The 22,469-nt window shown below is 66.7% G+C and carries 25 protein-coding genes; 9 read left to right on the forward strand and 16 right to left on the reverse strand.

The genetic code is table 11. The annotated features are described in order from the left end of the window. Positions 1-61 precede the first annotated feature (61 nt). The 4 genes from FB547_RS26380 to lexA all read right to left on the reverse strand — a co-directional run bounded on the left by FB547_RS26380 (position 62) and on the right by lexA (position 3,569). Entirely contained in the window at positions 62-1,219 is a 1,158-nt protein-coding gene (locus tag FB547_RS26380) for an MFS transporter (protein ID WP_145746604.1), read from the reverse strand. A gap of 60 nt (positions 1,220-1,279) precedes the next feature. Further along, positions 1,280-2,287 carry a D-2-hydroxyacid dehydrogenase family protein gene (locus FB547_RS26385; RefSeq protein WP_145746605.1) on the reverse strand — a complete coding sequence of 336 codons (1,008 nt, stop codon included), beginning with the start codon at positions 2,285-2,287 and terminating at the stop codon, positions 1,280-1,282. 90 nt (positions 2,288-2,377) lie between these two features. Continuing rightward, positions 2,378-2,746, reverse strand: a complete 369-nt coding sequence (locus tag FB547_RS26390) for a hypothetical protein (protein ID WP_145746606.1) — start codon at positions 2,744-2,746, stop codon at positions 2,378-2,380. Between the two features lie 139 nt (positions 2,747-2,885). Continuing rightward, entirely contained in the window at positions 2,886-3,569 is a 684-nt protein-coding gene (gene lexA / locus FB547_RS26395) for a transcriptional repressor LexA (protein WP_018904999.1), read from the reverse strand. Between the two features lie 73 nt (positions 3,570-3,642). Between lexA and FB547_RS26400 the strand changes: the two genes are divergently transcribed. Then, positions 3,643-4,632: an asparaginase gene (locus FB547_RS26400; protein WP_145746607.1), complete on the forward strand. Its 990-nt coding sequence runs from the start codon at positions 3,643-3,645 to the stop codon at positions 4,630-4,632. 27 nt (positions 4,633-4,659) lie between these two features. Here FB547_RS26400 and adk read toward each other — a convergent pair whose 3' ends face one another. The 6 genes from adk to FB547_RS26430 form a co-directional block, all read right to left on the reverse strand. Then, the gene (gene adk, locus FB547_RS26405) at positions 4,660-5,316 is read right to left on the reverse strand and encodes an adenylate kinase (RefSeq protein WP_145746608.1); all 657 of its coding nucleotides are present in this window, start codon (positions 5,314-5,316) and stop codon (positions 4,660-4,662) included. A 135-nt stretch (positions 5,317-5,451) separates the two neighbouring features. Next, the gene (gene kdsB / locus FB547_RS26410; RefSeq protein WP_145746609.1) at positions 5,452-6,225 is read right to left on the reverse strand and encodes a 3-deoxy-manno-octulosonate cytidylyltransferase; all 774 of its coding nucleotides are present in this window, start codon (positions 6,223-6,225) and stop codon (positions 5,452-5,454) included. A 73-nt stretch (positions 6,226-6,298) separates the two neighbouring features. Further along, positions 6,299-6,481 carry a Trm112 family protein gene (locus tag FB547_RS26415; protein WP_007836935.1) on the reverse strand — a complete coding sequence of 61 codons (183 nt, stop codon included), beginning with the start codon at positions 6,479-6,481 and terminating at the stop codon, positions 6,299-6,301. After that, positions 6,462-7,502, reverse strand: a complete 1,041-nt coding sequence (gene lpxK, locus FB547_RS26420) for a tetraacyldisaccharide 4'-kinase (protein WP_145746610.1) — start codon at positions 7,500-7,502, stop codon at positions 6,462-6,464. Before lpxK ends, FB547_RS26415 begins: the two co-directional genes overlap by 20 nt. Further along, positions 7,503-7,928, reverse strand: coding sequence for an ExbD/TolR family protein (locus FB547_RS26425; protein WP_145746725.1), 426 nt, complete (start codon positions 7,926-7,928; stop codon positions 7,503-7,505). A gap of 70 nt (positions 7,929-7,998) precedes the next feature. Beyond that, the gene (locus FB547_RS26430; RefSeq protein ID WP_145746611.1) at positions 7,999-8,631 is read right to left on the reverse strand and encodes a MotA/TolQ/ExbB proton channel family protein; all 633 of its coding nucleotides are present in this window, start codon (positions 8,629-8,631) and stop codon (positions 7,999-8,001) included. Here FB547_RS26430 and FB547_RS33385 point away from each other — a divergent pair. The 3 genes from FB547_RS33385 (at position 8,570) to FB547_RS26440 (ending at position 10,887) form a co-directional block, all read left to right on the forward strand. Continuing rightward, the gene (locus FB547_RS33385) at positions 8,570-8,749 is read left to right on the forward strand and encodes a hypothetical protein (RefSeq protein ID WP_186454258.1); all 180 of its coding nucleotides are present in this window, start codon (positions 8,570-8,572) and stop codon (positions 8,747-8,749) included. The two genes, FB547_RS26430 and FB547_RS33385, sit on opposite strands and share 62 nt — an antisense overlap. Before the next feature lie 195 nt (positions 8,750-8,944). Then, on the forward strand, positions 8,945-10,255 hold the full coding sequence (gene xseA, locus FB547_RS26435) for an exodeoxyribonuclease VII large subunit (protein ID WP_145746612.1): 1,311 nt from the start codon (positions 8,945-8,947) through the stop codon (positions 10,253-10,255). Between the two features lie 50 nt (positions 10,256-10,305). Next, positions 10,306-10,887 (forward strand): superoxide dismutase, encoded by a 582-nt coding sequence (locus FB547_RS26440; protein WP_145746613.1) that lies wholly within the window; start codon positions 10,306-10,308, stop codon positions 10,885-10,887. Between the two features lie 69 nt (positions 10,888-10,956). Here FB547_RS26440 and FB547_RS26445 read toward each other — a convergent pair whose 3' ends face one another. The 3 genes from FB547_RS26445 to FB547_RS26455 all read right to left on the reverse strand — a co-directional run bounded on the left by FB547_RS26445 (position 10,957) and on the right by FB547_RS26455 (position 12,166). Then, positions 10,957-11,415: a DUF192 domain-containing protein gene (locus FB547_RS26445; RefSeq protein WP_145746614.1), complete on the reverse strand. Its 459-nt coding sequence runs from the start codon at positions 11,413-11,415 to the stop codon at positions 10,957-10,959. A gap of 85 nt (positions 11,416-11,500) precedes the next feature. Beyond that, the gene (locus tag FB547_RS26450; protein WP_145746615.1) at positions 11,501-11,689 is read right to left on the reverse strand and encodes a hypothetical protein; all 189 of its coding nucleotides are present in this window, start codon (positions 11,687-11,689) and stop codon (positions 11,501-11,503) included. Positions 11,690-11,842: 153 nt separating this feature from the next. Beyond that, entirely contained in the window at positions 11,843-12,166 is a 324-nt protein-coding gene (locus FB547_RS26455) for a cell envelope biogenesis protein TolA (protein ID WP_145746616.1), read from the reverse strand. 219 nt (positions 12,167-12,385) lie between these two features. On the opposite strand from FB547_RS26455, the gene icd reads away from it, so the two are divergent. The 5 genes from icd (at position 12,386) to sbcB (ending at position 19,694) form a co-directional block, all read left to right on the forward strand. After that, positions 12,386-13,645, forward strand: a complete 1,260-nt coding sequence (gene icd, locus FB547_RS26460; protein ID WP_012747756.1) for an NADP-dependent isocitrate dehydrogenase — start codon at positions 12,386-12,388, stop codon at positions 13,643-13,645. Positions 13,646-13,950: 305 nt separating this feature from the next. Next, entirely contained in the window at positions 13,951-14,310 is a 360-nt protein-coding gene (gene clpS / locus FB547_RS26465; RefSeq protein WP_012747757.1) for an ATP-dependent Clp protease adapter ClpS, read from the forward strand. Between the two features lie 67 nt (positions 14,311-14,377). Beyond that, complete coding sequence (gene clpA, locus FB547_RS26470; protein ID WP_145746617.1) at positions 14,378-16,699, forward strand: ATP-dependent Clp protease ATP-binding subunit ClpA; 2,322 nt, start codon at positions 14,378-14,380, stop codon at positions 16,697-16,699. Between the two features lie 109 nt (positions 16,700-16,808). Next, on the forward strand, positions 16,809-18,254 hold the full coding sequence (gene cls / locus FB547_RS26475; protein ID WP_145746618.1) for a cardiolipin synthase: 1,446 nt from the start codon (positions 16,809-16,811) through the stop codon (positions 18,252-18,254). After that, the gene (gene sbcB / locus FB547_RS26480) at positions 18,255-19,694 is read left to right on the forward strand and encodes an exodeoxyribonuclease I (protein ID WP_145746619.1); all 1,440 of its coding nucleotides are present in this window, start codon (positions 18,255-18,257) and stop codon (positions 19,692-19,694) included. A gap of 4 nt (positions 19,695-19,698) precedes the next feature. On the opposite strand, the gene FB547_RS26485 is transcribed toward sbcB, so the two are convergent. From FB547_RS26485 to FB547_RS26495, 3 genes are all read right to left on the reverse strand, one after another. Beyond that, a complete protein-coding gene (locus tag FB547_RS26485; protein WP_145746620.1) occupies positions 19,699-20,979 on the reverse strand; it encodes an amidohydrolase family protein in 1,281 nt (426 codons plus the stop codon). Between the two features lie 76 nt (positions 20,980-21,055). Beyond that, positions 21,056-21,517, reverse strand: a complete 462-nt coding sequence (locus FB547_RS26490; protein ID WP_145746621.1) for a hypothetical protein — start codon at positions 21,515-21,517, stop codon at positions 21,056-21,058. Next, positions 21,517-22,440 carry an ABC transporter permease gene (locus tag FB547_RS26495; RefSeq protein ID WP_145746622.1) on the reverse strand — a complete coding sequence of 308 codons (924 nt, stop codon included), beginning with the start codon at positions 22,438-22,440 and terminating at the stop codon, positions 21,517-21,519. The genes FB547_RS26490 and FB547_RS26495 overlap by 1 nt, the downstream gene beginning before the upstream one ends. Positions 22,441-22,469 lie beyond the last annotated feature (29 nt).

Consider the following 22,469-nt stretch of genomic DNA (forward strand, 5'->3'; position numbering starts at 1 on the left):
GCCTTCGATTTTGCAGCCATCGGCCGCCGGGCCATGCCGGGTTTTACGCGGGGCCGCGCTGTCAGGCCGGCCGGCGGCTGCGGTCGATGGCCACACTCAGGCCGATGGCCGCGAGCAGCAGGGCAAAACCGGCCCAGTTCATCCATGCCACCGCGTCGTTGGCAAGAAGCCATCCACCCAGGCCGGCGCCCACCGCCTGGCCGACATAGATGCCGGAACTGTTCAGCGCCACCGAGCCCGGCGCGAGCGCGGGGGCCAGCCCGACCAGCCTTGCCTGCTGCGCCGAATTGGTCGCGAAGCAGCCCAGGCCCCAAGGCACGAGCACCGCCGCCAGCCACGGCAGCGTGCCGGCCCATGGCCACAGGAAGAGGCTCAGCGCAATCAGCGAACTCGTCAGGAGCACCATGCGGCCCGCGCCCACGCGGTCGATGAACCGGCTCACGAGCATGTTGCCCGCGAGGCCGAATACGCCGAACAGCGCCCACATCAGGCTCAGCATGGTGGGATCTGCGCCGAAGTCCCGCTTCAGGATCGGCCCGAAATAGCTGAACAGCACGAACTGGCCGGCGCCCTGCAGCGCCGTGACCGAGACGATGCCCATCAGCACCGGGCTGCGCAGCACGCCCGCCCAGGCGGCTGCCGTCAGCGCCGCGGGGCGAATCCCCTGCGGCAGGGTCAGCCAGACCGATGCCGCGCTCGCGACGCTGAGCAGTGCAATCGCACCGAAGGCCATGCGCCAGCCGAGATGGCCGCCCACCAGCGCACCGATAGGCAGGCCGAGCACCGAGGCCAGCGACCAGCCCAGAAAGACGAAGGTCACGGCGCGGCCGCGATGCTCCGGCGGCACCAGCATGCCGGCGCAGGCCGCGGCCTGGGGCGTGAAGATCGCAGGCGCTACCACCGTGAGCATGCGCACCGGCAGCAGGGCGCCGAAGCTCGGCATCAGCGCCGCAGCGGCGTGCCCGGCCGCGTACCAGAGCAGGGTGAGGGCGAGCAGCCGGCGGCGGTCCCAGCCTGCGACCGCTGCCGCGAGCAGCGGCGCGCCCAGGCACATCACGACCGCGGCGACCGTGATCAACTGGCCCGCAGTCGCCACCGAGACAGACAGCGACGCGCTGATTTCGTTGAGCGTGCCCGGCACCACCATCACGCCCGTGCCGATCACGAAATTGCCGGCCAGCAAGGCCCACAGTGCGCCACGCGGCGCGGGCCGGCTCACTGAAGAACCTTCGCCTTCGGCTGCGGTCTCCGCCCCGGGGCGGCCCGGCGGCTCATGGAATCACCGGCGAACCTGCAGCGCGCCGGGGTTCACGATGTTGGTGGGATTGCCCTTGATGAAGCTCACGACATTGTCGAAAGCCTGGCCGAAGTAGCTTTCGTAGCTGTCCTGCTCGACATAGCCGATGTGCGGCGTGCAGATGCAGTTCTCCAGCCGCAGCAGCGCATGGCCCTGCAGCGGCGGCTCGCTCTCGAACACGTCGACCGCCGCCAGTCCGGGCCGGCCGCGGTTGAGCGCAGCGAGGAGTGCATCGGCCTCGACCAGTTCGGCGCGCGAGGTGTTGACGAAGAGCGCCGTCGGCTTCATGCGCGAAAGGTCTTCGAGCTTGACCAGGCCGTTGGTTTCCTCGTTGAGCCGCAGATGCACCGACAGCACGTCGGCCGCGGCGAAGAACTCGTGGCGGTTCTGCGCCACCTGGAAGCCGTCGGACCGCGCCTTGGCGCAGCTTGCCTCGCGCCCCCAGATCACCACCTGCATGCCGAAGGCCTGCCCGTAGCGCGCCACCAGCTGGCCGATGCGGCCGTAGCCCCAGATGCAGAGCGTCTTGCCCTTGAGCACCGAGCCCAGCCCGAAATTGGGCGGCATGGAGGCCGACTTGAGCCCCGACTGCTGCCAGGCCCCGTGTTTGAGGTTGCTGATGTACTGCGGCAGGCGGCGCATGGCCGCCATGATCAGCGCCCAGGTCAGCTCGGCAGGCGCCTGGGGCGAGCCGGTGCCCTCGGCCACCGCCACGCCGCGCTCCGTGCAGGCCGTGACGTCGATATGGCCGCCGACGCGTCCGGTCTGCGAAATGAGCTTGAGCTTGGGGAGCTTTTCGATCAGCTGGCGGGAGATCTGGGTGCGCTCGCGGATCAGCACGATCACGTCGGCATCCTTCAGCCTGACCGAAAGCTGCCCGATGCCCTTGACCGTGTTGGTGTAGACCTTGGCTGCGTACGCGTCCAGCTTGGCGGCGCAGCGCAGCTTGCGCACGGCGTCCTGGTAATCGTCGAGGATCACAATGTTCATGGCGTGCCATTGTGCCTCGCAGCATTGGCGTGACGCGCGTGTGAACGTTTGGATACCCACCCCGGGCAGTGGTCACCGGGGTGCACGGGTTCAGTGCAACTGGGTGGAGCGGGGCGCGGGGCTGATGGTTTCCATCGCCTCGAGTGCCGCCAGCCGGTCGAGCTCGGCGCAGACGTCGGCCATGCGGCCCGAAATCACCATGCGGTTGGTGTTGCGTCTTTCGCCCTGCGGGCCGTCGACCACGCGGATGACGCGCAGCGGCCGCACGGGCGCCGGCGCCGCTTTGGGGGTTGCCGCGTGGTCGCGGGCCGCGCAGGCCGGCCGGACCGCGACGTAGCGCAACCCGGCGGAGCTGCTGCCGGTGTCGCGCCGCGCCGGGCGGCGTGCCGGCAACAGCCGGCTTGCAAGCGATTGCAGCGGCATCCACAAATCAGCGATGGCGAGGAGGGCGATTCCCATGTGAACTCCAAAAAAGTCTGAGGTTGAACACAGGCAGGATTTCTTTGAATGGACGCAACAGGGTGATGGCGACAAAGCGCCATACGCCCGCCACCTGTTGCGGCCGGATGGGTTGCTGCTTTCGGCAGGCCGCGAAGGCCTACATCAGCATGGTGTTGCGGATCAGGCCCACCGCCAGGCCTTCGATTTCGAAGGGCTCGCCGGGCTGGACCACGATGGTCGGGTAGTCAGGGTTTTCAGCATGCAGCTCGATGACCTGCTTGTTGCGCTTGAGGCGCTTGACCGTGACTTCGTCACCCAGGCGCGCCACCACGATCTGGCCGTTGCGCGCTTCTTTGGTGGCCTGGACCGCGAGCAGGTCGCCGTCCATGATGCCGGCGTCGCGCATGGACATGCCGCGCACCTTGAGCAGGTAGTCGGGCTGGCGCTGGAACAGCGTGTTCTCGACGTAATAGGTCTGGTCGACGTGTTCCTGCGCGAGGATGGGCGAGCCCGCCGCCACGCGGCCGATCAGAGGCAGCGCGAGCTGCGACATGCCGGGCAGCGAGAGCGAGAATTGGCCGCCTTCGCGGTGGCGCGTCTCGTTGAGCGAGCGCAGCGCATCGCCCTTGAGCCGGATGCCGCGCGAAGTGCCGCTGACAAGTTCGATCACGCCCTTGCGGGCCAGCGCCTGCAGGTGCTCCTCGGCGGCATTGGCCGACTTGAAACCCAGCTCATTGGCGATTTCGGCCCGCGTGGGCGGCGCGCCGGTACGGGCAATGGCGCTCTGGATCAAGTCCAGGATCTGCTGCTGGCGGGCGGTAAGCTTCACGGCGAACTGCATATGTGGTTCCTTGCGGCACTGGCTGAATATCCAGTACCTGTATTTTTAACCAGTTTTTAAAAGTTGGCAACCCATGGTTAATTCCCCTTCCTCCGGCCTGCGGCGCATCGTGGTCCTGGGCACCGGCGGCACCATTGCAGGCCGGGCCGCGAGCGGTGCCGACAACATTGGCTACACCGCTGGAGAGGTGGGCGTGGCGGACCTGCTCGGCGGCATCGATGCGCCCGCAGGCGTGGCGCTCGTGGCGGAGCAGGTGGCGCAGCTCGACAGCAAGGACATGGCTTTCGACGTCTGGCTGCAGCTCGCCACGCGCTGCACGTTCTGGCTGGCCGAGGCCGACGTGGCGGGCGTGGTGATCACGCACGGCACCGACACCATCGAGGAAACGGCTTTCTTCCTCCAGGCGGCGCTTGCGTCCGGCAAGCCCGTGGTGCTGACCTGCGCCATGCGCCCGGCCAGCTCGCTCTCGCCCGACGGTCCGCAGAATCTGCGCGATGCCATCGCCGTCGCGGCCACATCGGCGGCGCACGGTGTGACGGTGGTCTGCGCGGGTGCCATCCACGGCGCGCTCGATGTGCAGAAGGTGCACACCTACCGGCCGGACGCGTTTTCATCGGGCGATGCCGGGCCGATCGGCTATGTGGAAGAGGGCGCGGTGCGGCGCCTGCGCGACTGGCCGCAGGCGGCGGGCGGGGCCGCGAAGCTTCCTGAAGCGAAGGCAGGGGCGGAGGTGCGCTGGCCGCGCGTGGAGATCGTCACCAGCCATGCGGGCGCAAGCGGCGCGCTCGTCGACCTGCTGCTGCAGGAGCGCGCATCGGGCGCTGCCGAACCGATCCGCGGACTGGTCGTGGCCGCAACCGGCAATGGCACGGTGCACCATGCGCTCGAGGCGGCGGCGCTGCGGGCGCAGGCCGCGGGCGTGGCAGTGCTGCGTGCCACCCGTTGCGCGAACGGACGCATCCTGCCCAAGCCCGGCGATCCGCTGCGGGACGCCGGTGCGCTCACGCCCGTCAAGGCGCGCATCGCGCTGATGCTGGAACTGATGGAAACGGCGGCCGCCTGAGCGGCGGCCGCGGGCAGCCGAGGAGGCTCAGCTGCTGAGGGCCGCGAGTGCGCGCTGCTTGATCTCTTCGACGCTGCCCACGCCCTGGATCGCGCGGTACTTCGGCGCCGAAGCCGGATCGGCCTTGGCCCAGGCCGAGTAGTAGTCGACCAGCGGACGCGTCTGCTGGCTGTAGACCTCGAGCCGCTTGCGCACGGTTTCTTCCTCGTCGTCCTTGCGCTGGATCAGGTCTTCGCCCGTGACGTCGTCCTTGCCTTCCACTTTGGGCGGATTGAACTTGACGTGGTAGGTGCGGCCCGACGCAGGATGTGAACGGCGGCCGCTCATGCGTTCGATGATGTCGCTGAACGGCACGTCGATTTCGAGCACGTAGTCGAGCTTGACGCCAGCCGCCTTCATGGCGTCGGCCTGGGGAATGGTGCGGGGGAAGCCGTCGAACAGGAAGCCGCTGGCGCAATCGGGCTGCGCGATGCGTTCCTTCACGAGGTTGATGATCAGGTCGTCGCTCACGAGCCCACCGGACTCCATGACGGCCTTGGCCTGCTGTCCGAGCGGGGTGCCGGCCTTGACGGCGGCGCGCAGCATGTCGCCGGTCGAAATTTGAGGGATGCCGTATTTCTGGCAGATGAAGGCTGCTTGCGTGCCTTTGCCCGCCCCGGGCGCGCCCAGCAAAATTAGTCTCATGGTGTCCTCGGAGGGTTCTTCGATCTTGTGTCGCGCCAAGCGTCAGCCCGGGAGCGGGGCAAGGCGGAGTTGCGTCGAGGATAGCATGCGAGCGCGTGAAGAATTTCCGCTGCCACGCTTGCGGCAGCGCACTTTTTAGCGCGCCGGTTCGGCGGCGAAGACCGCGCGCACGCGCTCGAGGTCCGCGGGGGTATCGACGCCGGGCCCGGGTGCGACATGGCTGACGTGCACCGCAATGCGATGCCCGTGCCACAGCGCACGCAGCTGTTCGAGCGCTTCGGTGGCCTCGACGGGCGCAGGTGCCAGCGAAGGAAAGCTGCGCACGAAGCCGGCGCGGTAGCCGTAGATGCCGATGTGCCGCAGCGGAGCCGGTGCGGGCAGCACGGAGGGTGGCGCGCCATTGGCGGAACCGTCGCGCCACCATGGAATGGGCGCGCGGCTGAAGTACAGCGCGTTGCCTTGTGCATCGAGCACCACCTTCACCACGTTCGGGTTCAGGAAGTCGTCGAGCGAGTCGATCTCGTGGGCCGCCGTGCTCATGGCGGCTTCCGGATGTGCGGCCAGCGCGGATGCGACGGCGTCGATCAGCGCGGGGTCGATCAGCGGCTCGTCGCCCTGGACGTTGACGACGATGTCGTTGCCGTCCAGCCCCAGTTGTTCGCAGGCTTCGGCCAGGCGGTCAGAGCCGCTCGGGTGGTCCTGGCGGGTCAGGATGGCTTCCACGCCATGCCTTGCGCACGCCTCGACGATGGCCGCGTCGTCGCCTGCCACCACCACGCGCGCGGCGGCGGATTGGCCGGCACGCCGGGCCACGCGCACCACCATGGGCAGGCCAGCGATGTCGGCCAGCGGCTTGTTGGGCAGCCGCGTCGAAGCCAGCCGGGCCGGCACCAGGACAGTGAAGCTCATTGATGCACCCTTGGCGCTGCGCGCCTTCCCGCCAGGCGGGAGCGAGCTTGCTTGGGGCGGCCCGGCGCGGCGCTCACAGCCCCAGCTCTTCGTCGGACAGCGTGCGCGCTTCGTTCTCGAGCAGCACGGGGATGCCGTCGCGCACCGGATAGGCCAGGCGCGCGCTGCGCGAGCAGAGTTCCTGCTTCTCCGGGTTCCAGGTCAGCGGGCCCTTGGTGACGGGGCAGACGAGCAGTTCAAGCAGCTTGGTATCCATCGAGCGATGATAGCTTTGCGTCGAGCGCCGCGAAGAATTCCGGCGAGGGTGTGAAGTCCAGCGGCACCGCCAGCACGTCGGGCGCCCTGGGCCACAGCTTGACGGCGTCTTTTTCGGTGCAGACGAGGCGCTGCCCGGTCCCGGCGGGGCGCTGCCACCCTTCGAAATCGTGGTGGTCCGGCAGGGCGATCGTCTCGGAAAGCGTCAGCCCGCGCGCCCGCAGCATGCCGAAGAATGCTTCGGGCCGCGCAATGGCCGCCAGCGCGATCAGCGGTTCGCCGGCCAGTGTCTCGAGCGGCGTGCGTTTGCCGTCGCTGGCCACGGCGTTTTGTGCAAGTGCACGGGTGGCGGTGTAGCCGCCCTTGAAGGCGGGATGTTCTCCGCTGTGGAGCACCAGGTCGCAAGGGCGCGGCCAGCGCTCGCGCAGCGGGCCTGCGGGCAGCCGCCAGCCGTTGCCCACGCCGCGGTCGTCGAACACGCAGATCTCGATGTCGCGCGCCAGCGCCAGGTGCTGCAGCCCGTCGTCGCTCACGATGACCTGCGTGGCCGGGTACCGGGCGAGCAGGGCGCGCGCAGCCTCGATGCGGCGCCGCGCCACGAACACCGGCGCGCCGGTGGCACGGCGAATCAGCAGCGGTTCATCGCCGGCGTCGGCAGCGCTGCTCTCGGCGAGCACTTCGCGGCAGTCGCCGGTGCGGCGGCCGTAGCCGCGCGACACCACGCCAACCTGCAACCCGCGGGCCTGCAGGTGCCGCACGACCGCCATCACGACCGGGGTCTTGCCTGCGCCCCCGGCAATCAGGTTGCCAACCACGATCACCGGCACGCGGACGCGTCCGGTCGTGCGCCATCCCTTCCGGTAGAGCCAGCGCCGCAGCCCGAAAAGCGCTGCGTAGACCAGCGACAGGGGCCACAGCAGGCAGGCGAGGACGCCGCGATCCAGCCAGGCGCGCTGCAGCCGCGAGGCCGGCACAGCGATCGGGCCGGTGGTGCCGGTGGTGCTGCGGCCCTGCGACGGCACTCAGTGCCCTGTTTGCGCCGACGACTGGGCTGCGAAAGTGATCTGCACCAGGCCCACGCGGCGAGCGGCTTCCATCACCGTGATCACGGCCTGGTGCGGGCTGCTGGCGTCGGCGCTGATGATGACCACGCTGTCCTTGCCGCCTGTGGCGGCCGCGCCCAGCGCGGCAGCCACGGTGTCCACGTTGCGGTCGGCCACGGGCTTCTTGTTGATCGAGTAGCGGCCGTCGGCGGAGACCGCCACGATCACTTCCTTGGGATAGTCGCGCTGCGAATCCACGTCCGCCGTCGGCAGCCGAAGCTGCATTTCGGTGAATTTGCTGTAGGTGGTCGACAGCATCAGGAAGATCAGGATGACCAGCAGCACGTCGATGAACGGGATCAGGTTGATCTCCGGCTCATCGCGCGCGCCATGGCGAAACTGCATGCGGCCGCGGGTCACGGCAAGTCTCCGCCGGGCAGCGCGGCACAGGTAGCGGCAAGCGATGCGAAGCCCATCATTTCCGCAAAGCGTTCAGGTGACGCGCGAAGCGCTCGCCCGACAGTTCCAGGTTGAGCAGGTATTCGTCGACCCGGCTGCGGAAATAGCGCCAGAAGATCAGGGTCGGAATGGCCACGATCAGGCCGAAAGCCGTGTTGTAGAGGGCGATCGAAATGCCATGCGCCAGCTGCGCGGGATTCCCCGAGCCCACCGCGCCGCTGCCGGGCGACTGCGACCCGAAGATCTCGATCATGCCGATGACCGTGCCCAGCAGGCCGAGCAGCGGCGCCGCCGATGCAATGGTGGCCAGCGCCGGCAGGTAGCGCTCCAGCTTGTGCGCCACGGTGCGGCCCGAAGCCTCCATGGCCGCGCGCAGGTCGTCCTCGGTGCAGCGCGGATTGGCATTGAGCGCCCGCAGGCCGGCGGCCAGCACCTGTCCGAGCATCGAGTTGCGCTCAAGCTTGGTCACCACGTCGGGCCCCGGCACCGCGCCGTGCGACACGGTAATGGCTTCGTCGAGCAGCTTGGGCGGCAGGACCCTCACGGTTTTGAGGCTTGTGAAACGTTCGATAACCAAGGCGAGCGCGATGATCGAACAGGCGAGCAATGGCCAGATCGGCCAGCCCGCGGCAACTATGATGGAAAACAAGGAATCCTCCGGCCCCGTAGACTGCAAATGCGCGGCGATTATCCACCGAGGCCACCATCGCTACGCGGCTTGTTTGCATGTCAGCGAAGACGCACAGATTCTGTGGATAACTTTGTGATTAACCCGCTGCGCAACTTGTCCGGACCCGCATGGGACGGGCCTCCCGCTAGATCGATCGAATTTTGAGCAGTTCTTTTTTCAATGAAATCAACAGCTTGCACGACAAACCGTGCACCTGTTCCGTATCGAGGCTGCGGCACCGAGGTCGGGCAACCCACTGTGGAAGAGTGGCCGCCGACCGGGCGGGCGTCCTGTGAACCTGCGTGACGCGAATCCAACGCCGGGCCCGCGGATCTGGGCTGTCGGCGCGCTGTGCCGGGCAGTGGCCGACGCGCTCGATGCGCGCTTCAATCCGGTCGCCGTGCGCGGCGAGATTTCCGGCTTCTCGCGCGCGTCGAGCGGACACTGTTACTTCGCGCTCAAGGATTCGTCCGGCCAGCTGCGCTGCGCAATGTTCCGGCGCGCTGCGGGCCTGCTCGATTTTTCGCCGCGCGACGGCGACCAGGTCGAAGTGCGCGGGCGCCTTGCGGTGTACGAACCGCGCGGCGACCTGCAACTGGTGGTCGAAAGCCTGCAGCGCGCCGGCCAGGGGGCGCTGTTCGAGCAATTCCTGCAACGCAAGGCGCGGCTCGAGGCCGAAGGGCTCTTCGATCCGGAGCGCAAGCGCGCGCTGCCGGTCATGCCGCGTGCAGTCGGGCTCGTCACCTCGCTTGGCGCCGCGGCGCTGCACGACGTGGTCACGGCGCTGCGGCGCCGTGTGCCGCACATCCCCGTGGTCCTGGCGCCGGCCGCGGTGCAGGGCGCCAATGCACCGGCGGAACTCGTGCGCGCGCTGCAATCGCTGTACACACTGGAGCCGGCCGTTGACGTGATCCTGCTGGTGCGCGGCGGCGGCTCCATCGAGGATCTCTGGGCCTTCAACGACGAAACCCTGGCGCGCACCATCGTCCAAAGCCCGGTTCCGCTGATCTGCGGCGTTGGCCACGAAACCGACTTCACCATTGCCGACTTCTGCGCCGACCTGCGCGCGCCCACGCCCACGGCCGCGGCGGAGCTCGTCAGCGCGCCCCAGGCGATGTGGCTTGGTGCGATCGATCTTCTGAATGACCGGCTCGACAGTGCGCTGGGGGCGCGCCTCGACATTCTGGGGCAGCGCCTCGACCAGGCGGCAGCGCGCCTGGGCCGGCCCTCCGGACTGGTGGCGCGCCAGCAGCTGCGGCTCGCTCACCATTCGCAGCGGCTGCGCTATGCGCTGCTGTCCAGGGCCGAGCGCCTTGCCCAGGTGCCGCGCACGATTGCCTCCGATTTCCCGCTCAAGCTCGAGCGCGCGATGGCGCAGCGGCGCGAGCGGCTGGAACGTGCCGCCCTGCGCCTGCGGTTGCTCGATCCTGCGCTGGTGCTCCAGCGCGGCTATACCTGGCTCACCGATCCTGAGGGCCGCGCGATCGTCAGCGCCAAGAAGCTGAGCCCGGGCGACGCCGTGGTCGCGCGGCTCGCCGATGGTTCGGTCGACCTGACCGTGACGCCCGGCAAAACGGGAACACGTCCGACGCCGGGCGCGTAATTCCTTTCTAGAATCCTTTATTCCCCACAACCAACCCACGAGAAAAACCCATGGAACATGTGCTCCCACCCCTGCCATACGCTCTTGACGCGCTGGCACCCGAGTACTCGAAGGAAACGCTCGAGTACCACTACGGCAAGCACCACAACGCCTACGTGGTGAACCTCAACAACCTGCAAAAGGGCACCGAGTTCGAATCGATGCCCCTTGAGGAAATCGTCAAGAAATCCAGCGGCGGCATCTACAACAACGCCGCCCAGATCTGGAACCACACCTTCTTCTGGAGCTGCATGAAGCCCCAGGGCGGCGGTGCTCCCACGGGCGCATTGGCCAAGGCCATCGATGCCAAGTGGGGCAGCTACGACGCCTTCAAGGAAGCGTTCGTGAAGTCGGCCGTGGGCAACTTCGGTTCGGGCTGGACCTGGCTGGTGAAGAAGGCCGACGGCTCGCTGGACATCGTGAACATGGGCGCCGCGGGCACGCCGCTGACCACCGGCGACACCCCGGTGCTGACGGTGGACGTCTGGGAGCACGCCTACTACATCGACTACCGCAACCTGCGCCCGAAGTTCGTCGAGACCTTCCTGGCCAAGCTGGTGAACTGGGACTTCGCGGCAAAGAACTTCGGCTGAACCGGGTTCTCCCAATGAAAAAGCCGACCCCAGGGTCGGCTTTTTCGTGGGCCGGAGGAAGGCGGGTGCTCAGCGCTTCGAAGCGGCGAACAGTTCGCCGCCGAGCCTGGCGCCCTTCTTGATGTTCTTCTTGGCGAACCAGCCTTGGTTCATCTCGAGCACGAAGCGCACAGGCTCCTCGGAGCAGTGGGAGTTCTCGGTCATGGGCTGCATGTCGACCAGGTTGACGATGCGGCCATCGTCCGCCACGAAGGCGGCGGTCAGCGGCAGCAGCGTGTTGCGCATCCAGAAGCACTGGGTGGCCGGCTGGTCGAAAACGAAGATCATGCCTTCGGCCTGCGGCATCTCCTTGCGGAACATCAGGCCGATTTCCCGCTGCCGGGGCGTCTGTGCGACTTGCGCATCGATCTTGTACAGGCCAACGGACAGCTGCGTGCGTTGCAGATCGGTCTGGGGCTGCTGCTGGGCCAGCGCGGAGCCCATCAGGGAGGTGGCAAGCAGGAGCAGGGCGGCAAAACGCTGGAACATCGGAGCTTCTTTCAGGGCAGGGTCCAAGGACGCCGGGCCAATAAAAATGCCCGCTGATGCGGGCATTGCCGGTGAGCGTGGAAGCTTACACCTTCTTGGCTGCAGCCGCGTGCGCCTTGGCCACGTGGCGAACCTTGTGCTTCTTGACGGCGTGCTTCATCGGCTTTGCCTTGTGAACGGCGGCAGGAGCGGCCGGTGCGGGTGCGGGCGGAGTTTGCGCAAAAGCGCCGGCTGCGAAGAGACCGGCGACGAGGGCTGCGAGCAGCTTGTTCATGAGACATCCTTTGAGATTGTTGATATGGACTACCTCCCTTCGGAAGGTGACCATTCAACGCGGCAGTCGCTCATGCCGGTTGACAGCCGAATCGTTGCCGCAAGCGAAAAAAAAGCGCTCCTCGGAGCGCTTTTTCGTACGGCCTGGGCCGACTTACTGCGGGGTGCCGCCTTGGGTCGACTTGCGCTTCACGCTGCCGTCCTTGTTGCGGCGGCGCTGGTCGCGCGTGCTGGCGCGCTTTTCGCCAGCTGCTGCAGCCTTGTCGGCACCGACTGCGCCGCCTTCGGGCGTCTTGGCGATGTCGCCAGCGGGAGCAGCCACTTGACCGGCGGGCTTGGCTTCCTTCTTGGCTTCAGCGCGCGCTTGCGGCTTGCTGTTGGTGGCGTTCCCTTGCTCGGGCGTGGTGCCGGTGGGGTTCTGGGCGTAGGCGCCAGCGGCGAACAGGCCAGCGATCATGACTGCGAGAATTTTGCTCATTGATGATTCCTCTATCGAGAATTGGTTGGAAACGCCTCCCGGCGAGCAGAAGGTCAGCCACTAACGAGACCATTGTCTCTTAGGTTGACAAACGCCAGCTGATGGGTTGCGTCTAAAATGTACAGCGATTTGTTCGCGGGCTGTACAGCGATTCCCCATCGCTGTCTGAATTCGCAGACAGTCGTCCGAATTACGTCACTCCCGGAGTTATTCCCCCTCATGTCCAGCTACCAGCACATCAAAGTCCCGGCCGAAGGCCAGAAGATCACGGTCAACGCCGACAACTCGCTCAATGTGCCTGATCAGCCGATCATTCCCTTCATCGAAGGCGATGGCACGGGTCTGGACATCACCCCGGTGATGCTCAAGGTGGTGGATGCTGCAGTGGCCAAGGCCTACGGCGGCAAGAAGAAGATCCACTGGATGGAAGTCTATGCCGGCGAAAAGTCGACCAAGGTCTACGGCCCCGACGTTTGGCTGCCCGAGGAAACGCTGCATGCCGTGCGTGACTACGTGGTGTCCATCAAGGGTCCGCTCACCACGCCCGTCGGCGGCGGCATCCGCTCGCTGAACGTTGCGCTGCGCCAGGAACTCGACCTCTACGTCTGCCTGCGCCCCATCCAGTACTTCGAAGGCGTGCCCAGCCCGGTGCGCGAGCCGCACAAGACCAACATGGTCATCTTCCGCGAGAACTCGGAAGACATCTACGCCGGCATCGAGTTCGAAGCCGAAAGCGACAAGGCCAAGAAGCTCATCAAGTTCCTGCAGGACGAACTGGGCGTCAAGAAGATCCGCTTCCCCAACACCTCGGGCATCGGCGTCAAGCCCGTGTCGAAGGAAGGCACCGAGCGCCTCGTGCGCAAGGCACTGCAGTACGCGGTGGACAACGACAAGCCCAGCGTCACCATCGTGCACAAGGGCAACATCATGAAGTTCACCGAAGGTGGCTTCCGCGACTGGGCCTATGCCCTGGCTGCCAAGGAGTTCGGCGCCGAGCTGATCGACGGCGGCCCCTGGATGAAGTTCAAGAACCCCAAGACGGGCAAGGAAATCACCGTCAAGGACAGCATCGCCGACGCGTTCCTGCAGCAGATCCTCCTGCGCCCCGCCGAATACAGCGTGATTGCCACGCTCAACCTGAACGGCGACTACGTGTCCGACGCGCTGGCGGCCCAGGTCGGCGGCATCGGCATCGCTCCGGGCGCGAACCTGAGCGACACCGTCGCCATGTTCGAAGCCACCCACGGCACGGCTCCCAAGTACGCCGGCAAGGACTACGTGAACCCCGGTTCCGAGATCCTCTCGGCCGAAATGATGCTGCGCCACATGGGCTGGACCGAAGCAGCCGACCTGATCATCAGCTCGATGGAAAAGTCGATCGCCAGCAAGAAGGTCACCTACGACTTCGCCCGCCTGATGGACGGCGCCACGCAAGTGAGCTGCTCGGGCTTCGGCCAAGTCATGATCGACCACATGTAATTGTGCGAGCGGCGGCGCTCCGGCGCCGCGCAGCCAAGGCCCTCGAGACCGCCCGGTCTCGAGGGCTTTTCTTCATCCGGCACGGCAAGGCGGGCCAGGTTGAGAAATGGAACACCTTGCTCCAAATACCCATTTTTTTCCGGGCGGGTGCCGCGTAATATTTATGCTGCGGCGCAGGCGGAGGGCAGATTTTTCTGCACGGTCTGTGGTGTCGTGCACGACGCAAGCCCCTTGATTTGTCGAATACGCGCCACCAAGTCTTCTTGCGCCGGCACGGTGCTTGCACGCTCTATAGAATCTTTTTTATGGCAACGAGAATTCCCAAGACTCCCAGCACTCCGCCGGCCCAGAAACCGGCCGGGGACGACGGAGATTCGGTCGTTCTGGAGCGGCGGCCGCAGAAAACCGCACCGCCCCAGATGTACCAGGTCGTCATGCTGAACGACGACTACACGCCCATGGAGTTCGTGATCGTCGTGCTGCAGGAATATTTCAACAAGGATCGCGAAACCGCGACCCAGATCATGCTCAAGATCCACCTCGATGGCCGTGGTGTTTGTGGGGTCTATTCCCGCGACCTGGCGGCCACCAAGGTCAATCAGGTGATGGAGGCCGCGCACCAGGCCGGGCATCCGCTGCAATGCGTCAGCGAGCCCATTGCGTGAACCAGTTGAATTGCGCGCGCTCAAACCCATCTGAGAATTTATTTACAGCAAGGCAAAAGGAAATCACATGATTGCCCAGGAACTGGAAGTCAGCTTGCACATGGCCTTCGTCGAGGCCAGGCAGCAGCGCCACGAGTTCATCACCGTGGAGCATCTGTTGCTCGCTTTGCTGGACAACCCGAGCGCCGCAGAGGTCCTGCGCGCCTGCTCGGCCAACGTCGACGACCTGCGGGCGTCGCTCACCAACTTCATCAAGGACAACACGCCCCAGGTGGCGGGTACCGACGATGTAGACACCCAGCCGACGCTGGGTTTCCAGCGCGTGATCCAGCGCGCCATCATGCATGTGCAGTCCACCGGCAACGGCAAGAAGGAAGTCACCGGTGCCAACGTGCTGGTGGCGATCTTCGGCGAGAAGGACTCGCACGCGGTGTACTACCTCCACCAGCAGGGCGTGACCCGCCTGGATGTGGTGAACTTCATTGCCCACGGCATCAAGAAGAGCGATCCGCCCGAGGCCGTCAAGGGCAGCAGCGAATCGCCTTCGGGCGAGGGTGAAGAAGGCGGCGCGGAAAAGAACGAGAAGGCTTCGCCGCTCGAGCAGTTCACGCAGAACCTCAATCAGCTTGCCAAGGACGGCAAGATCGATCCGCTGATCGGCCGCGAATACGAGGTCGAGCGCGTGATCCAGATCCTGTGCCGCCGGCGCAAGAACAACCCGCTGCTGGTGGGTGAGGCCGGGGTGGGCAAGACCGCCATCGCCGAGGGCCTGGCCTGGCGCATCACGCAGACCGACGTGCCCGAGATCCTCGCCGAGGCGCAGGTCTATTCGCTCGACATGGGCGCGCTGCTGGCCGGCACCAAGTACCGCGGCGATTTCGAGCAGCGCCTGAAGGGCGTGCTCAAGTCGCTCAAGGACAAGCCGAACGCGATCCTGTTCATCGACGAGATCCACACCCTGATCGGTGCGGGCGCAGCCTCGGGCGGCACGCTCGACGCGTCGAACCTGCTGAAGCCGGCGCTCTCGAGCGGCCAGCTCAAGTGCATCGGCGCCACCACCTTCAGCGAATACCGCGGCATCTTCGAGAAGGACGCGGCCCTGTCGCGCCGTTTCCAGAAGGTCGACGTGGTCGAGCCGACGGTGCAGGAAACCGTCGACATCCTGAAGGGCCTGAAGTCGCGTTTCGAAGAGCACCATGGCGTCAAGTACGCAGTGGCGGCCCTGCAGGCCGCGGCCGAGCTGAGCGCCAAGTACATCAACGACCGCCACCTGCCCGACAAGGCCATCGACGTGATCGACGAGGCCGGCGCTGCCCAGCGCATCCTGCCGGCGAACAAGCGCAAGAAGACCATCAGCAAGACCGAGGTCGAGGACATCGTCGCGAAGATCGCGCGCATTCCCCCGGCCAACGTCAGCAACGACGACCGCGGCAAGCTGCAGACGATCGAGCGCGACCTCAAGAGCGTGGTGTTCGGCCAGGACAAGGCGCTCGAGGTGCTGGCTTCGGCCGTCAAGATGGCGCGCTCGGGCCTCGGCCGCGAGGACAAGCCGATCGGTTCGTTCCTGTTCAGCGGCCCCACCGGCGTCGGCAAGACCGAAGCGGCCAAGCAGCTGGCCTACATCATGGGCATCGAGCTCATCCGCTTCGACATGTCCGAATACATGGAGCGCCATGCGGTGAGCCGGCTGATCGGCGCGCCTCCGGGCTACGTCGGGTTCGACCAGGGCGGCCTGCTGACCGAAGCCATCACGAAGAAGCCGCACGCGGTGCTGCTGCTCGACGAAATCGAGAAGGCGCATCCGGACATCTTCAACGTGCTGCTGCAGGTCATGGACCACGGCACCCTGACGGACAACAACGGACGCAAGGCCGACTTCCGCAACGTGATCATCGTGATGACCACCAACGCGGGTGCCGAGACCATGAACAAGGCGACCATCGGCTTCACCAACCCACGCCAGGCGGGCGACGAGATGGCCGACATCAAGCGCCTGTTCACGCCGGAGTTCCGCAACCGCCTGGACGCGATCGTGAGCTTCAAGGCGCTCGACGAGCAGATCATCCTGCGCGTGGTCGACAAGTTCCTGCTGCAGCTGGAAACGCAGCTGGCCGAGAAGAAGGTCGACGTCACTTTCAGCGATGGCCTGCGCAAGCACCTGGCGAAGAAGGGCTTCGATCCGCTGATGGGCGCCCGCCCGATGCAGCGGCTGATCCAGGACACGATCCGCCGTGCGCTGGCCGACGAGCTGCTGTTCGGACGCCTGATCGATGGCGGCCGTCTGTCGGTCGACATCGACGACAAGGGCGAAGTGCAGCTGGACATCCAGCCGCTGCCGAAGAAGGAAGGCAAGTCCAAGCCCGAAGCCGAGGAAGCTGCTGCTGGATAAGGCGGACCGGCAAAGCCGGTTCCGCGCTCTTCCTGGCAGTACCCAAAAGGCCGGTAGCATTCGCTGCCGGCTTTTTTTTGGCCGAAATCTATCCGTACGCAGTTTTACTTTGATCCTCCCCGAGCTCAGCCAGGAATGGAAAACCGGCCTCTCCCTGGCCTGGAGCGGCTATATCGCCGTGCTGTCGGTCTGGATCGTGATGCAGAAGCGCGCGCCGGTGTCCACCATGAGCTGGATCCTGTCGCTCGCATTGCTGCCGTTCGCGGGCTTCGTCATCTATTACTTCCTCGGGCCGCAGCGCCTGCGCAAGCAGCGCGTCAGGCGCCTGCGCAGCCGCGCCAGCGCGCATACGCAGGCCGATCTGGCGCGCGTGCGCGACGCGGCGCAGAACGCGCCGCCGGCGCTGCAGCAGATGGCACGGCTGGGGACCGCGGCCTGTGGGCTGCCGGTGTCCAGCGCGACGGGCGTGGCGCTGCTTTCGGGCGGCGCGCGCACCTTCGATGCCATCTTCGACGCGGTGCGCGCGGCGCGCGACCACATCCATCTCGAGTACTACATCTTCGAGCCCGACAAGATCGGCACCGCGCTGCGCGACCTGCTGGTGGAGCGCGCCCGGCAGGGCGTGGCCGTGCGCCTGCTGCTCGACGCACTGGGCTCCAAGCGCATCGGCCGCAAGTTCATGGCGCCGCTGCATGCCGCGGGCGTGCAGGTTGCGCTCTTCCACGACACGCGCATCGGCCGCCGTCTGCGCCCGGTGACCAACTACCGCACCCACCGCAAGATCGTCGTGTGCGACGGCCGCGTGGGCTTTACCGGTGGCGTCAACATCACGGACGAGGAAGACAAGCGCACCCGGCCCGACGCCTACCATGACGTCCACCTGCGCATCGAGGGCAGCGCGGTGCGCTGGCTTCAGACCACCTTCCTCGAGGACTGGACCTATGCCACCGGCGAAGACCTCCGCGACATCGACCACCTGATGGGCGCGATGCTGCCGCAGGTCGAAGCCGGCGACATTCCCGTGCAGATCGTGACCAGCGGCCCGGACAACATGCTGGAGCCCATCCATCGCATGCACGTGGAGGCGATCCATTCGGCGAGCGAGCGGGCCTGGCTCACCACGCCGTACTTCGTGCCCGGCGAGCCCGCCATGATGGCGCTCACCAGCGCGGCGCTGCGCGGCGTGGACGTGCGCCTCCTGGTGCCGCGGCGCAGCGATTCGGCCATCGTGAGCGCGGCCGCGCGCTCCTACTTCGATGAGCTGATTGCGTCGGGAGTCAAGGTCTGGGAGTACAAGGCGCGCATGCTGCATTCCAAGACCTTGGTGGTCGACGACCATTGCGCGATGATCGGTACCGCGAATTTCGATAACCGCAGCTTCAGGCTCAATTTCGAAGTGAGCGCGGTGGTCTACGGTCCCGAACTGGCACGCCCCCTGGCCGCGCAGTTCGAGACCGATCTCCACAGCTCCGGTGCGGTGCGCGCCCACCGGCCGCAGAGTTTCTGGCGCCGCCTCGGCGACGCGCTTGCACGATTGTTTTCCCCCTTGCTCTGAATGAACCACACCTTTCTCTGGCACGACTACGAAACTTTCGGCGCCGTGCCGCGCCGCGACCGGCCATCGCAGTTTGCCGCCATTCGCACCGACGCCGAGCTCAATGAGATCGGCGAGCCGCTGATGATTTATTGCAAGCCGGCGCCCGACTACCTGCCCAGCCCCGAGGCCTGCCTGATCACCGGCATCACGCCCCAGCTCTGCCTGGAGCGCGGCATCCCCGAGCATGCCTTTGCCGCGCAGATCGAGAAGGCCTTCTCGCAGCCCGGCACCATCGGCGTGGGCTACAACACCATCCGCTTCGACGACGAGGTCACGCGCTTCCTGTTCTGGCGCAACCTCATCGACCCGTACGCCCGCGAATGGCAGAACGACTGCGGCCGCTGGGACCTGCTGGACGTGGTGCGCCTCACCTATGCGCTGCGGCCCGACGGCATCGAGTGGCCGAAGAAGGAAGACGGCAAGCCCAGCTTCAAGCTCGAGGACCTGGCGCGCGCCAATGGCCTGCTGCACGAGTCCGCGCACGATGCGCTGTCCGACGTGCGCGCCACCATCGCACTGGCGCGGCTCATTCGCGAGCGCCAGCCCAAGCTGTTCGAATTCGCCTTCGGCCTGCACAAGAAGGACCGCGTTGCCAGCGAGCTCGGCCTGCCGGCCATGCGCGAGACGGCGCGGCCTTTCCTGCACGTATCGGGCATGTTCCCGGTCGAGCGCGGCTGCCTCGGCGTGATGTGGCCGCTCGCGAGCCATCCAACCAACAAGAACGAACTGATCGCCTGGGACCTGGCCCACGACCCCAGCGAGCTGCGCGATCTGGACGTTGAGACTTTGCGCCTGCGCTTGTTCACGCGCACCGCCGACCTGCCTGAAGGCATGGTCCGCCTGCCGGTCAAGGGCATCCACCTGAACAAGTCGCCCATGGTCGTCGGCAACCTGCGCACGCTCGCGCCGGCCATGGCCGAGCGCTGGAACGTCGACCTCGATGCAGCGCTGCGCCATGCGGCCATTGCGCGCGACCTGCCCGACATGAGTGCCATCTGGTCGCAGGTGTACGCCCGCCCCAAGGAGGCGGTGCCCGATGTCGATGAGGACCTCTACGGCGGCTTCGTCGGCAATGGCGACCGGCGCCGACTGAACCAGCTGCGCGCGCTGTCGCCCGAGGAGCTCGCCAAGGACCGCACCGGCTTCGACGACGGGCGGCTCGAGGAAATCCTCTTTCGCTACCGCGCGCGCAACTGGCCCGAGCTGCTCAGCCCGGAAGAGGCCGAACGCTGGGAGGCACTGCGCATCGCGCGGCTCTTCAAAGGCGAGGGCGGGGCGCGGACCATCGAGATGCTGTTCAGCGAAGTCGATGCGCTGTCCGAAACCGCCGACGAGCGGGGCGAAGAAATCCTGGGCGCGCTCTACGAGTACGCCGAGGCCATCGCGCCCGAAGCCTGAGACCCTAGGATCCGCGGCTCATCCAGCTGGTGGCCTGTGCGCGGCCTGGCAGATGCAGCGCGGCCGTCGCGGCCGGCGTTTCCGCCAGCAGGCGCCCCTTGCGAAAGACCTTGAGCCGCGTGGCGCGCAGCCGGATCGCCTCGACCGGGTCGCGCGCCTGCAGCAGCACGAAGCTCGCGTCGCAGCCCGCCTCGAGGCCGTAGCCTTCGAGGTGCATCACGCGCGCGGCGTTCGTGGTCACCGCCTCGAAGCACTGGCGGATGCCGGCCTGGCTGGTCATCTGCGCGACGTGCAGGCCCATGTGCGCCACCTCGAGCATGTCGCCCGAGCCCATGCCGTACCACGGGTCCATCACGCAGTCATGGCCGAAGGCGACGTTCACGCCGGCGGCCATCAGCTCGGGCACGCGCGTCATGCCGCGGCGCTTGGGATAGCTGTCGTGGCGGCCCTGCAGCGTGATGTTGATGAGCGGGTTGGAAACGACGCTGACGCCGCTTTGCGCAATCAGCGGCAGCAGCTTGCTCACATAGTAGTTGTCCATCGAATGCATCGAGGTGCAGTGCGAGCCCGTCACGCGGCCCTGCATGCCGAGGCGCCAGGTCTCGGCAGACAGCGTTTCGATGTGGCGCGAGAGCGGGTCGTCCGACTCATCGCAGTGCATGTCGACCAGCTTGCCGCGCTCGGCTGCAAGCTCCATCAGCAGCTTGACGCTGGCGGCGCCATCGGCCATGGTGCGCTCGAAATGCGGAATCCCGCCGACCACGTCGACGCCCTTGTCGAGCGCGCGCTTCAGGTTGTCCACGCCGCCCGCCGAGCGCAGCACGCCATCCTGCGGAAAGGCCACGAGCTGCAGGTCGAGGTACGGCGCGACCTTGCGCTTGACCTCGAGCAGCGCATCGACCGCGAGCAGACTCGGGTCGCTCGTGTCCACATGCGAGCGCACGGCCAGCAGGCCCTTGGCCACCGCCCAGTCGCAATAGGCCAGCGCACGCTCGATCAGCGCGTCGGCCGTGAGCAGCGGCTTGAGTTCGCCCCACAGCGCAATGCCTTCGAGCAAGGTGCCGCTCTGGTTGATGCGCGGCAGGCCATAGCTCAGCGTGGCATCCATGTGGAAGTGCGGATCGACGAAATGCGGCGCAACGAGCAGGCCCCGGGCATCGAGCTTGTCGAGCGCCGGCGCGTCGAGCCCGGCGGTGACTTCGGTGATGCGGCCGCCCTGCACCGCGATCGACATGTCCGGGCGGCCGTCGGGGAGGGTGGCGTTAGTGATCAGGAGGTCGAGCATCGTGGGGGCTCCGAGGTGCGGATGCGGGGGATTTTCGGTCGCATGCGCAGCGCAGGTGACCGCGAGGGAGATTCGTTCAGCGCGTGCGCTGCGCCCGATAGCGGTACTGCCCGGGCGCCGGCCCCACCTCGATGGTCACGCGGCGCAGCTTGTCATCATGGCCGGAGGTGGCGCGCGCCGTCACCACGATGCCGCGCGGCGTGGCGCGGCAAGTGAGTTCGGCGAGCGCGATCTCGGCGTGGTCGTTGTCGAGTTCGGCGATGGCGGTGGTGTGCGCGGCATGCAGGCTGCCGTTGGCATCGCGCGCCATCCGCTGCACGTAGAGAAAGGATTGCGCGTACTGCTCGGCATGGACCACGCGGTACGTGCCCTGGTGGTCCTTGCCCCATGTGCCGCACAGCTGCACCCAGCTGACCGAATCGGGAGTCTTGAAGGTGTCGTAGCCGTAGTCGCTGCCCAGCGCGTGCGCGCCTGCGCCGCATAGCGCCAGCAGTGCAGCGAACAGGATTCCTCCTCCTGCGGCGGTCTTCGTCTTCATCAACGCTCCCCCTTGCGATAGGGCTTCATCAGCGCCTGCGGATAGCTCGCCTTGCGCGCCACCAGCACCAGCGCGAGGATCGAGAGCAGGTACGGCAGCATCAGGTAGATCTGGTAGGGCAGCACGGCATCGCCCGATTGTTGCAGCCGCAGCTGCAGCGCATCGAAGAATGCGAACAGCAGCGCGCCGAGCAGGGCCTTGCCCGGCCGCCACGAGGCGAACACCACCAGCGCCACGCAGATCCAGCCGCGGCCGTTCACCATGTTGAAGAAGAAGGCATTGAAGGCCGACAGCGTGAGGAAGGAGCCAGCCATGCCCATCAGCGCCGAACCCGCCACGATGGCGCCGGTACGCGTGGCCGCGACCGACACGCCCTGGCTCTCGGCCGCCTGCGGGTTTTCGCCGACCATGCGCACGGCGAGCCCGAGCGGCGTGCGGTACAGCACCCAGGCGACGGCCGGCACGAGCAGCAGCGCGAACAGCGTGAGCGTGGTCTGTGCATTCAGGATGGGCACCGGCAGCCACTCCATCGGCGCGAACGGCGTGATGGTCGGCGGCGTGTTCACCTTCGGAAAGCTCACGCGGTAGCCGAAGTAGCTCAGCGCGGTGGCCAGCAGCGTGATACCCAGCCCCGAGACGTGCTGCGACAGGGCCAGGCCCACCGTGAGAAAGGCGTGCAGCAGCCCGAACGCCATGCCGGTGAGCGCGGCCACGCCGACGCCGGCCCAGAGCGGCGCGCCGGCATACACCGCGAGCCAGCCGGTGAAGGCGCCCGCGACCATGATTCCCTCGATGCCGAGGTTGAGCACGCCCGCGCGCTCGCACAGCAGCACGCCCAGCGTGCCGAGGACGAGCGGCGTGGCGATGCGCAGCACCGCGACCCAGAAAGCCGGGTTGGCGAGGATGTCGAACAGGTCGGTCATTTCGTGTTTCTCCCTCCCCTTCCGGGGGA

This window comes from Variovorax beijingensis (assembly GCF_007828835.1).
In the GTDB taxonomy this organism is placed as follows: domain Bacteria; phylum Pseudomonadota; class Gammaproteobacteria; order Burkholderiales; family Burkholderiaceae_C; genus Variovorax; species Variovorax beijingensis_A.